The organism is Bacillus sp. DX3.1, assembly GCF_030292155.1.
Classification (GTDB): Bacteria; Bacillota; Bacilli; order Bacillales; family Bacillaceae_G; genus Bacillus_A.
Map to the genome: position 1 here is coordinate 4,824,723 of NZ_CP128153.1, position 12,020 is coordinate 4,836,742.

General features: G+C 38.6%; 8 protein-coding genes, 1 pseudogene and 1 riboswitch. Of the genes and pseudogenes, 5 read left to right on the forward strand and 4 right to left on the reverse strand.

From position 1 onward, the window contains the following. Positions 1-392 precede the first annotated feature (392 nt). Together QRE67_RS24325 and QRE67_RS24330 are read left to right on the forward strand one after the other, a co-directional pair. Complete coding sequence (locus QRE67_RS24325) at positions 393-1,607, forward strand: dicarboxylate/amino acid:cation symporter (protein ID WP_286122716.1); 1,215 nt, start codon at positions 393-395, stop codon at positions 1,605-1,607. Positions 1,608-1,773: 166 nt separating this feature from the next. Beyond that, positions 1,774-2,943: an acyltransferase gene (locus tag QRE67_RS24330; protein ID WP_286122717.1), complete on the forward strand. Its 1,170-nt coding sequence runs from the start codon at positions 1,774-1,776 to the stop codon at positions 2,941-2,943. A 121-nt stretch (positions 2,944-3,064) separates the two neighbouring features. Here QRE67_RS24330 and QRE67_RS24335 read toward each other — a convergent pair whose 3' ends face one another. Both QRE67_RS24335 and QRE67_RS24340 read right to left on the reverse strand, forming a co-directional pair. After that, positions 3,065-3,544 (reverse strand): DUF6241 domain-containing protein, encoded by a 480-nt coding sequence (locus QRE67_RS24335; protein WP_286122718.1) that lies wholly within the window; start codon positions 3,542-3,544, stop codon positions 3,065-3,067. A gap of 277 nt (positions 3,545-3,821) precedes the next feature. After that, positions 3,822-3,971, reverse strand: coding sequence for a hypothetical protein (locus QRE67_RS24340; RefSeq protein ID WP_286122719.1), 150 nt, complete (start codon positions 3,969-3,971; stop codon positions 3,822-3,824). Positions 3,972-4,231: 260 nt separating this feature from the next. Here QRE67_RS24340 and QRE67_RS24345 point away from each other — a divergent pair, with 260 nt between their 5' ends. Together QRE67_RS24345 and QRE67_RS24350 are read left to right on the forward strand one after the other, a co-directional pair. Continuing rightward, positions 4,232-5,587 carry a cytochrome ubiquinol oxidase subunit I gene (locus QRE67_RS24345; RefSeq protein WP_286122720.1) on the forward strand — a complete coding sequence of 452 codons (1,356 nt, stop codon included), beginning with the start codon at positions 4,232-4,234 and terminating at the stop codon, positions 5,585-5,587. Continuing rightward, positions 5,580-6,605, forward strand: a complete 1,026-nt coding sequence (locus QRE67_RS24350) for a cytochrome d ubiquinol oxidase subunit II (RefSeq protein WP_286122721.1) — start codon at positions 5,580-5,582, stop codon at positions 6,603-6,605. Before QRE67_RS24345 ends, QRE67_RS24350 begins: the two co-directional genes overlap by 8 nt. 174 nt (positions 6,606-6,779) lie before the next feature. On the opposite strand, the gene thiC is transcribed toward QRE67_RS24350, so the two are convergent. Together thiC and QRE67_RS24360 are read right to left on the reverse strand one after the other, a co-directional pair. Continuing rightward, positions 6,780-8,540 (reverse strand): phosphomethylpyrimidine synthase ThiC, encoded by a 1,761-nt coding sequence (gene thiC / locus QRE67_RS24355; protein WP_286122722.1) that lies wholly within the window; start codon positions 8,538-8,540, stop codon positions 6,780-6,782. A 339-nt stretch (positions 8,541-8,879) separates the two neighbouring features. After that, positions 8,880-8,993, reverse strand: a riboswitch (TPP riboswitch). A 270-nt stretch (positions 8,994-9,263) separates the two neighbouring features. After that, a protein-coding gene (locus QRE67_RS24360; RefSeq protein WP_286122723.1) for an IS3 family transposase occupies positions 9,264-10,594 on the reverse strand; the annotation gives its coding sequence in 2 pieces (ribosomal slippage) (positions 9,264-10,222 and positions 10,222-10,594; 1,332 coding nt in all). A gap of 241 nt (positions 10,595-10,835) precedes the next feature. Here QRE67_RS24360 and QRE67_RS24365 point away from each other — a divergent pair. Further along, positions 10,836-11,513 (forward strand): annotated as a pseudogene (locus QRE67_RS24365) (N-acetylmuramoyl-L-alanine amidase family protein); the annotation flags it as partial. Positions 11,514-12,020 lie beyond the last annotated feature (507 nt).

Genomic DNA, 12,020 nt, shown 5'->3' on the forward strand with positions numbered 1-12,020 from the left:
TATGTCTAGATTTTTTTCCATATGACAAGCATGAAAAACAAAAATTCCCTATACAAAAAGTTCTCGTTTTTCGCGCTATTCTATCTATCTGTATTTTCCTAGTAAACAGCAGTACAACTCGCTATAATAAATCAGTATGATTTTTTATAAATATATAAATCCATTTTGATTTTTTATAAATATATAAATCCATTTTGATTTTTCGACATATAGCTGCGGCTATGGATAACAAAAGGTGACCTACACTCATTTTCTTTCTTTGTTTTCACTATGTCTGGGCAGGAAAAGGATCTGACCGCTTCTATGCATGGCCGGATGCTCTCTCCCACCTAAAAAGAAGGGGTTTATGTCGGTTTTTAAATTTGTATTTATATAAATTGGAGGGAATATATATGAAAGCTTATCGCTTTCCACTTATTTTATTATCTTCCATCCTGATTGGTGGTTTCATTGGTTATTTCATGGGTACCGATGCAGTTGCTTTAAAACCGCTTGGTGACATTTTCTTAAACTTAATGTTTACGATTGTTGTACCGCTCGTTTTCTTTAGCATTGCCTCATCTATTGCCAATATGGATGGATTAAAACGTTTGGGAAAAATTATGTCGAGCATGGCTGGGACTTTCCTATTTACGAGTATTATTGCCGCAATTTTTATGATTATTGTTGTGAAAGTATTCCCACCAGCACAAGGCGTTGTATTAGAATTAACAAGACCTGATAAAGTTGAAAATATTAGCGTAGCCGATCAAATCGTTGGTATTTTTACAGTTTCAGATTTTGCAAAACTACTATCTCGTGAGAATATGCTTGCCCTTATTTTCTTCTCTATCTTAATGGGTGTAGCCACTTCAGCAGTAGGAGAAAAAGGAAAGCCATTCGCTACCTTCTTACAATCTGGTGCAGAGATTTCGATGAAAGTTGTATCGTTCATTATGTACTACGCTCCGATTGGACTTGCTGCATACTTTGCCGCTTTAGTTGGTGAATTCGGACCGCAGCTACTTGGAACATATTTCCGAGCAGCAATGGTATACTATCCAGCTTCTATCGTATACTTCTTTGTTGCTTTTACATTTTATGCTTACCTTGCTGGACGAAAGCAAGGTGTACAAATCTTTTGGAAAAACATGGTCTCTCCTACCGTTACATCACTTGCAACTTGTAGTAGTGCCGCAAGTATTCCAGCAAACCTAGAAGCTACAAAAAAAATGGGTATTTCTTCTGACATTCGTGAAACAGTCGTCCTGCTTGGTTCTACTCTTCATAAAGACGGATCTGTTTTAGGCGGTGTGATAAAAATTGCCTTCTTATTCGGGATTTTCAATATGGAATTCTCTAGTCCAAAAACGTTAGCAATCGCACTTGTTGTTTCTCTATTAGTTGGAACAGTAATGGGCGCAATTCCTGGCGGCGGTATGATTGGTGAAATGTTAATCGTTTCTCTATATGGCTTCCCACCAGAAGCTCTGCCAATCATTGCAGCGATTAGTACAATTATTGATCCCCCAGCAACGATGTTAAACGTAACAGGTGATAACGTTTGTGCGATCTTAACAGCACGCCTTGTAGAAGGTAAAGATTGGGTTAAAAATAAACTTGCATAAAGTGAGACTTTGATCAGTGGAGTATTACTACCCGCAAATAGCGGGATAAACAAAAAGAGCGTTGGTTTTCATAAACCGAACGCTCTTTTTTATCATTGCCACAAATTTGTTATAACTTTCACAAAGTTTCCACAGTACTTCCCCTTACTTCGTACTATAATCATGTATGGAAAAGGAGATGGGACTCATGACACAAAATGCCCCAGAATTTAAAATTTTGCAAAGTATCGCTTTCCTAGCCGTTGTTTTGCAAAGTTCATTAATGTATACAATGAGCCAAGGCAATTTAGTATTAGAACAATCTATTATTATCGGTATGCTATTCAACCTTGCAAAATTCTCTGCACCAGCCTTTATCTTTATCGTTGGTTTTCATCTCATTGGCCAGTATACAAAGCAAATACTATATAAAGAATACATCTACGAAAAAACAGCAAATCTACTTGCCCCTTACCTTTTCTGGTCTATCATTTACCTATTCACAACAAAAGACGCACTCACAATGCAAAGTGCAATAAAAAGTCTATTACTTGGAACAGCTGCACCTCACCTTTGGTATGTCATCATGATGTTTCAAATCCATTTATTGTTCCCGCTATTATGCGTCACTTTTTATTGGTTTCAAAAACGGACACATAATCAGCAGGATATATACAAGTACATGGCTGTCTTCGCCATGATTTATTTTCTTTTAATGTGGTACTCTTCTAATTATATATTTAATGGAGAAATATTAACCCGTTCAGCTGTTTTGCATTATACAGACCGATCCTTCTTTTTCTATTCCTTTTATTTTGTCATGGGAGGAATCGCGGCTGTTGCCCTTCGTGCTTGGCGTTTATTTGTCATAAAACGTATACCGCTTCTTACAATCCTATTTTTCATTTTATTCTTATTCATTAATTATGAATTATTTAGTTTTCACGGTGTAGATTCCATTCATCTAACAGTATCTACATACTTGAAGCCTTCCATGTTTTTATACATTGTATGTGAAATTTTAATACTGTACGCTTTATCCATTACAATCGCTCAGCATCGCAGTGGTTTATATAGAGCATTGCGCTTTATTGGAAACTATACATACGGTGCCTATTTAGCACACTTCTTCTTCTTACAAATAAGTATTAAAATACTCTCAATGTTCGCATTACAAACAAATTCAATTCTCTATAGTTTACTGCTATTTCTTTGCACTGGGGTACTATCTATCACAATAATGGTCGCATGCAGTATCATTCCATTCCATACATGGATTACAGGACCAGCCCCAAACCCCGCATTAAAATGGCCAGCTAGTATACCGTCACTACTACTGCTAAGAAGTAAAAAATAAAGTGAAACTTTGATCAGTGGGGATTCTTCATTCCCACTGATCAAAGTTTCACACATCGGGCTTTTACGGGCAAGTTTATCCCCAATATAACTTCTTTTCTCCATTTGTTGTAAGTTCTTTATTATTTTTCATACTTCGCTTGTTCTAAAATGTACTCTCTTTCTTGCTCCGGTGTAGCTAATTCATACGCACTGCCATTGCTGGTATTTCCCCATTCCCATAATAAGTTATGCTCCTCAACTGCTTGAGAGAAATCACCTTCATCCCAACGTGTAAAAATCTTGAGGTACTGTTCTTTATGCTGTAAGGAACCGCTATTACTTTCATCGATCATTCTTCGCACTTCTTCGATGTTCTCCGAAGTCATTTTGATAAATCCTTGTTTTTCGTGAGATAATACTTTTTGATGCACCATTTTGTGCATTGCATTGATTATATGACGATCAGAATTGAGGTCAAATACTATTTTTTCCCCTTTAACTGCATCGATCTGATTTTCCTTATCGTCATAACCCAAATACGCACCGACTTTGTAACCAATAAAAGCAGCCCCTACAAAAAAAACAACTATAATAAGCAAGGTTTTAACCCACCTGTTCATATTTTTAATCCCCCTTCCCATCACACTCCTATAGCAAGGATATAACATATAATTTAGAATATTTAATTTAAATAAGTATATCTTAATAAAGTGAGTCTATAATCAGCAGAGTTTTCTTCATCCTCTACTAAGAATTAGTCCTCACCAATCAAACTTTTACAGATAGTTCCCCCCACCTAAACTGATAGGCAACATCTGATTGATCAGAGCATACAGAAACAATAAAAAGAGGCTGTTTCCAAATTAGTACTTTTGGAAACAGCCTCTCTTTTATTCACTATCCTTTGCACACTTCATTTGTAGGACGATATAGTGCTTGTACAAGATGGTCATATTCACGCCGCGTGATTTCCTTATTATAAAGCTTTAATAACAAATCTCTATGCTCTTTCGAAAATGCCATTTTTTTAATGACTTCAGGATACATAATAACATGCCCTCCGTTTCACGTGAACTTTTCTATCCGGTTATCCCTAACAGAACTTACGTTCGCATAAGCATTATAAAAGATTTTGTCCTAAAACACAAATAAAAAGATTTTTTATTGTCTCTAAAAGTTTTCTGAATATTTCAAAATCATGATATCATAATTACTTTTTAAAATACATATATATTTTTTGGAAGTTTTTTGAATAATTTTTCCAGACCAATCAGAAAATAATGGTAAAAAAGAAGAGGAGTAACATTATGGATACCGTTACGTTATCACGCGCTTTCTTCGGATCGTCACTAGCTTTTCATATTATATTTGCAACGCTTGGTGTCGGACTATCTTTAATGATTTTTATAAGTGAAGTGTTATATCACTGGAAGAAAGATTCCGATTATGCTGTCATGGCCAAACGGTGGACGAAAGCATTCGCCATTTTGCTTGGCGTGGCCATTCCAACTGGAACAATTGTCGGTGTACAAATTTCACTTCTTTGGCCCGGATTTGCAAAAATTGTAGGACAAGTCATTTCTGTGCCATTCCAAATTGAAATTTTCGCCTTCTTTTTAGAAGCTTTATTCATGTCTATTTACGTGTATGCCGCAGATAAATTGCCGCCATTTATGAGATTGATCTCGCTCTTTTTCGTCATGCTCGGTGCCACTGCATCTGCTATCTTAATTACATCGGCGAATACGTGGATGAACACACCTGCTGGTTTTTCCATGAACCCAGATGGCTCCGTCTTTAATGTTGATCCATGGAAGGCCTTTTTTAATCCAAGCTTTTTCACAAGTGCCTTTCACGTTACAATTACCGCTTATGCAACAGGGGCTGCTGTCATCGCTTCTATCGCTGGATTTAAATTACTCGGGCGAAATAAAAGTGTACGTGAAATCGCCTACCATAAGAAAGGATTGTTTTTAGGACTCACTGTCACATTTATTACTGGCGCTATCCTTTGGCTCTCTGGGCACGAATCGGCTATTGCTTTACATAATCATTCCCCGGAAAAATTAGCATCCGCGGAAGCATTATTTGATACACAGTCACACGCACCGCTATCTATTGGTGGAGTTGTTGATCGTGAAACACACGAGTTAAAATACGCACTGGAATTCCCGAACATGTTAAGCATGCTCGTGGGGTTGAATCCAAATACTGTCGTAAAAGGATTAAATGAATTCCCACAAGAAACGTGGCCACCCTTTTACACCCATACTCTGTTTAACTTAATGGTCGGTACCGCAGCCTTCACTTTTGCTGTCGCCGCAATCGGTCTTTTATATTGGTACCTTATTTATCGTAAAAAAGGTACTGAATTTCCGAAATGGCTATTATGGGGGGTTGCCGCATGCGGCCCAGTTATGATGCTCGGCATTGAATTTGGGTGGATTTTCAGCTGTAGCGGCCGGCAACCGTGGACCATTTATGGAATGCAGCGCACAATGGATGCCGCAACACGTGCTGACTTTGTCGGACCTTTGTTCGCTTTATTTGTCATTTTATACATCGGGCTTGGTGCTTTAACGATTTTCGTACTTCGAACATTCTTCAAGCGCCATCCACTGCAGAATGACTTACAACATCAGGGGGGTGGGCCACGTGCATGAAGCAAGTATTGCCATTATCATTTTATGGGCGATTATCTTTGTATACAGCATTTTAGGTTCCATTGATTTTGGAGCTGGGTTCTGGGGAATGGTATATGCGAAGCACCCAACACTAGCAGGAAAGCTCGCCAACCGTTACTTATCGCCAACTTGGGAAGTAACCAATACATTTCTCGTCTTTGTCGTTGTCGCATTTCTTGGCTTCTTTCCAAAGGCAGCTTTCACATTGGCAACAGTCATGTTCGTACCGGTGACATTAATTCTAGTCCTTGTTGCCATTCGTAGCACATTCATGGTTTTTGCTTATTCCTTGCCAAAGTATGAGCATTTGCTTCGCCTTATTTCTGGCATTACCGGGCTCTTAATCCCAGCTCTATTAATTACCGTTCTTCCGGTAACAGAAGGTGCTTACATTACGATGTCTGGTGGAAAAGAAACACTATTATACGGGAAGCTTCTATCAAGCCCCGTTATTTATTGGTATATGTTATTTGGATTAACTTCTGAATTATTTCTCTCCTCTCTTTTTCTAGCTGATTTTGCGAGGGAACAAGGCTCAGAAGATACGTATCGGATTTACAGGCGCAATGCTATTGTACTTGGACCAGCAACACTCGTTACTGCGATCATTGCTCTTGTTGTCATGGATCCAGAAACAAATTGGCTCATGCAAGGATTAATTAAACAATTTCCATGGTTTACAGTTTCACTTATTTTGTTTGCAATCGGTTATTCTTCCCTTTGGTGGACGAATCAAAAATACGATGCACTTGGTTGGCCACGCATCGCTGTTTTAGCGATTGTCGCACAATATGCCTTTGCAAGTTACGCTTACGGTGTCGCGCATTTACCGTATATCATCTATCCAGATGTTACTGTATTTACAAGCTTTACAACGAAAGAAACATTCTATGCCCTGCTTGTTCTCTATGCAGTCGGTATCGCGATTTTACTACCAGGCTTTATCTTCTTCTGGAATTTATTCTTAAAGGACCGAACGTTCTTAAAAGAAAAATAATAATAGCCCCCTCTGCTACCGTCTTAGCAAAGGGGGCTTCTATGTTTAAGTTAGGTACACGTGATCAAACGATGAAAAAGGTGTTCAGAAAGATCTATTTCTATTAGAGGATGTTCAGAAGGTCCGATAAAGATAGCTGTCGTATTTCTTTATCCTTCTTTTGAACACGTACTATTATTGATATAAATGACTACCTGTTTCTTTAAATTGTTCTGCTTTTTCTTTCATGCCTTGCTCAATTGCTTCTGTTGTTTCTAAATCATTCTCTTTTGCATATTCACGAATGTCATGTGAAATTTTCATACTACAGAACTTCGGACCACACATCGAACAGAAATGCGCAGTTTTTGCGCCTTCTGCTGGCAATGTTTCATCGTGATACTCTATTGCTCTCTCAGGATCTAATGATAAATTAAATTGATCGCGCCAGCGGAATTCAAAGCGTGCCTTTGAAAGTGCATCGTCGCGTTGTTGTGCTGTTTTATGCCCTTTTGCAAGGTCAGCAGCATGCGCCGCAATTTTGTAGGTAATAACGCCTTCGCGAACATCATCTTTGTTCGGTAAGCCTAAATGCTCTTTCGGTGTTACATAGCACAGCATTGCTGTACCAAACCAGCCGATCATCGCTGCTCCAATTGCAGATGTAATATGATCATAACCTGGTGCAATATCCGTTGTTAATGGTCCGAGTGTATAGAACGGTGCACCTTGGCAAATATCAATTTCTTTCTCCATATTTTCTTTAATTAAGTGCATTGGTACATGCCCTGGTCCTTCAATCATGACTTGAACATCATGCTTCCAAGCGATTTTTGTTAATTCCCCAAGTGTTTCAAGCTCAGAGAATTGTGCTTCATCATTCGCATCCGCAATCGAACCTGGACGTAAGCCATCTCCAAGAGAGAAGGAAACATCATATTGTTTCATAATTTCACAAATTTCTTCAAAGTGAGTATATAGGAAGTTTTCTTTATGATGGAATAAACACCACTGCGCCATAATAGAGCCACCGCGTGAAACAATTCCCGTTACACGTTTCGCTGTAATTGGAATGTAACGAAGCAATACACCTGCATGAATCGTAAAGTAATCTACACCTTGCTCTGCTTGTTCAATTAATGTGTCACGGTATACTTCCCACGTTAAGTTCTCAGCGATACCATTCACTTTTTCAAGCGCTTGATAGATCGGTACAGTTCCAACTGGTACAGGTGCATTCCGAATAATCCATTCCCGCGTTGTATGAATGTTTTTTCCTGTAGATAAATCCATAATTGTATCTGCGCCCCAGCGCGTTGCCCATGTCATCTTCTCTACTTCTTCTGCAATAGAGGAAGATACGGCAGAGTTCCCGATATTCGCATTTACTTTCACGTGGAAATTGCGGCCGATAATCATCGGTTCTGCTTCTGGATGGTTAATGTTTGTTGGTAAAATAGCACGACCTTCTGCAATTTCTTTACGAACAAACTCCGGTTCTACACCTTCACGAATCGCAACATATTCCATCTCAGACGTAATGATGCCTTTGCGAGCATAATGCATTTGCGTTACATTTGCCCCTTCTTTCGCACGAAGTGGTTTACGATCCATTTGCGGGAACACAGGTGTATGTTCTGATGTAGCTTTCACACCATCATCTTCTGGTTTCACTTCACGACCTTCATACTCCTCCACATCTCCGCGCGTAACAATCCACCCGTGACGAGGCGTTGGAATTCCTTTCTCAAGCTCCACTTTGTATGCAGGATCTGTATAAGGACCACTCGTATCATACACGCGAATCGGCGGATTTGGCACACCGTTTGTTTCGCTTTGTGCAATCTCACGCATCGGTACTTTCATACCTTCACGCGTGCCTTCTACGTAGACTTTCTTACTCCCTGGTAAACTCGACTTCAATTCAATTTGCTCAGCTGAAACAGATTGCTTCATAATTTGTGTTTCCTCCCCTTTATCATTTCAGGCAAATCTAACTTGCTCAGAATCTCCAACCAACTTCTGGGCAATTCGATTCTCACTTCAGCGACATTTCGCCGCTTCGGCTTTTCTTGAGATCCAGCTCCAGCGGCTAGAACAGTCGGTGGCTTCGCTTCTTCCGCTGAGGCAAACTACGCCTCTTCGGCTGAAGCTCCATCCCCCTCCTGTTCTGATCGAGCCGCTTCTGCTTTACACGTGACAAGGACGAGAATAAGAACTAGTGACCAGCGCATGCCAAAATAAAAAGAGCCAGGTCCATAGTAAAACAAGGACCTGGCTCATAAAGACATAGTTATGTAAAGCCGTTAACTTCCCTACGCTGGTACGAGCCAGATCAGGTCCAGAGGGTTAAGAAGTTCTCGCACTTCTCTCTCAGCCCAGCTTGCTTGGGCACCCCTAGTTTATCACTGATTTAATTTTCAATACTTTCTCATCATACATGATAATCTGAAAAATGCAAAGAGATTAAACCATTTTATCCCTCAACAAATATCACTGAAATGCGTTGGTTAATCGATATTCTTTGTCGAATGGCCGACATATACAAAAAGATGTCGCGATGTTACAAGAAATACTCAATCACAACACACCACTTAACAGTATTCCCTATATCTAGAAACCTAGAAAAGTCCCTTCAGATCTAAAATGTACCCTTTGTAAAGGACATTTAAAAAAAGCCTAGGCAGCTTGAAGAAGATGATCTCTGTATTGCACAGGAGTCATCTTTTTTAAATTCCATTGATATCTGTAATAATTGTAGTAGATCATATATTGTTTAATTTCTTTTTTTAATTCATCTAGAGTTGTACATGCTTGAATAGAAGCTTCATCTTTAAGATGGCCAAAGAAAGATTCTTGGGGAGCGTTATCCCAACAGTTTCCTCTTCTTGACATGGATTGTTGTAATCCTAGTTTCTTAACTGCTTTTTGAAAATTAGGGTGCGTATACTGAATTCCCTGATCTGAGTGAATCAAGGCATCTTTGGCTTTCTGAAAGTTTTTGTTCCTTTTTAACTTTAGAAGAGTATCTGTAGCTAATTTTACAGTCATACGTTCTGATATATGATGGGCTAAAATTTCATCAGTTGAACCATCTTTAATGACTGATAAGTAGGCTTTCTGACCTTTTCCATAAAATAAATATGTGATATCTGTTAGGAGGACTTTACCAGGGATTCCTTGCTTAAATTGGCGATTCAATAGGTTTGGCACAACTCGATGTTCTTTTGTAGCTTTCCTAATTCGTCTATAAGGATTTGCCTTTCTAATTGGGCATATAATGTCGTATTTCTTCATGATTCGTCGTATACGTTTCAAATTGTAGACAACCTGAAATTGACCCGCCAAAGTCATTTTGATTTGGCGAGCCCCTTTCTTACGACCTTTGAAATGGAAGGCTTTTAGGATGAGCCCTTTTACTACCTCATCCTTTTCATCTTTTTGATGTCTTCGTTCCTGTGATTTCACAGAGAAATAGTTATAATAACCGCTTCTTGAGACACCGGCTATTCCACATAGGTATTTCACCATATGTTTGAGTTGATATGTTTCTATCACTGAACAAATCAGGATATATTTTTGGCTAGAAAGAAGGACTACTTTTTTAGCCCCCTTTCTATCAAACGAATCTTTTTTAACAGTTCATTTTCTGCCTTTAGTAAGTTAATTTGAGCTTCTAAGCGAGCGTTTTTCTCCTCTAGAGTCAGTTCTCTTTCTCTAGAACGCTTTGAATTTCCAAATCTAGTGTCACGTAGGCCGCTAATCCCATTTTCATTGTAAGCCTTTTTCCATCTTTTACTCGCTGCCTTAATTCTATCCATTCCTAAGATTTCTACATCAAACCCACATTCTTCAAAGATTTGTCTTGGAAACTTGCCTTTCTCTTTTTCCTCAATACATATACGCTTAAATTTATCCGTATATGTGATACTTTTTGAACTGACAGATTTAACATATTGATTAGATGATAACAGCTTAATTTCTTTCTCTGTAAAAACCTTTTTACTCATAAATTTCCCCAGTCTTTATGTTTTTCTTAATTATATACAAAAACCCTATAGGGAGACTTTTTTAGTGTCTACTCTATAGGGTACATTTTAATCTCTGAAGGGACTTTTCATTCACATAATCGCTCATTATCAGAAGTAATATTAGGCTATTAAATCAATTTTCTATTAAACTACGTTTGTCCATTTCCTTTTTTTTGATTATTACATAAGATAGCATAAAAACATTAAAGGAGGACAAGCTTTGTTTAAATTATATTTAGATCCTGGGCATGGCGGTACTGATAGCGGCGCAATAGGGAATGGATTATTAGAGAAAGATCTCACTTTAGATATTGCTCTTCGCATTCGTTCTCTACTGCTAAATAATTATGAGAACGTTGATGTGAAGATGAGCCGTGAGACTGATGTATTTGTTTCATTAACTGAACGTACAAATGCGGCAAATACTTGGCAAGCAAATTATTTTCTCTCTATTCACATAAATTCTGCGGATAGTAATAGCGCAAAGGGATATGAAGATTTTATATATAATGGGCTTACCGATTCTTCACAAACAGCAACTTATCAAAATATCTTGCATGAAGAAATCACAAAAATAAATGAACTATTTGATAGAGGCAAAAAAAAGGCGGATTTTCATGTGCTGCGCGAAAGTTATATGCCAGCATTATTAACAGAAAATGGATTCATCACGAACGTAGAAGATGCTACAAATTTAAAAGATGCAAACTGGCGCCAAAAGGTTGCAGAAGGTCATGCAAATGGTTTAGCTAGAGCTTTTAATCTAACAAAAAAGTCGAATATCTATCGTGTCATTGTAGATGGGATTCAAGTAGGGGCTTACGCTAAGAAAGAAAATATATTAGCAACTGTTCAAGATAACTTAGACCAGTCCCAAGAAATTCTCATACAAAAAATTCAATCTCAACTGACTGTTGCACCACTTGCACCACCTGCACCACCTTCTTCACTTAGCCGATTTATGAGTACAGTGGACACAAGTACGCTTTATTTAGAGGGGAAGCAACTGGGAGAAGCTTCGGGGATGCGAGATGATATCGTGGTGTTAGACTTTGGTTGGCCTGAATATGTCAGGAAAACTAAAGTATACGGTACACTTCTTTTCAGCGGTTTTGGAGCGGGGAATACCTTTGCTTCGACCACGGACATCGCCAACGCGGTGAAAGCTTTTGCCCAGGGATATCATGATTATAATGTAAATGATTCACAGGTGGTCATTGCCATTGGAACAAATAATAAGAAAGGCGCTTCCTCTCAACACGCTCAAGCGTGGGCATCCATGGTTGAGCAGGTAAAATTATGGGTTCAAAGCCAGGGTTACTCTAACATCACAATAGCCGCTGCAAGCGATATGGAGATGGGATGGAATACTCCAAGAAACACACGAGCATGGGTTGATAGCTAT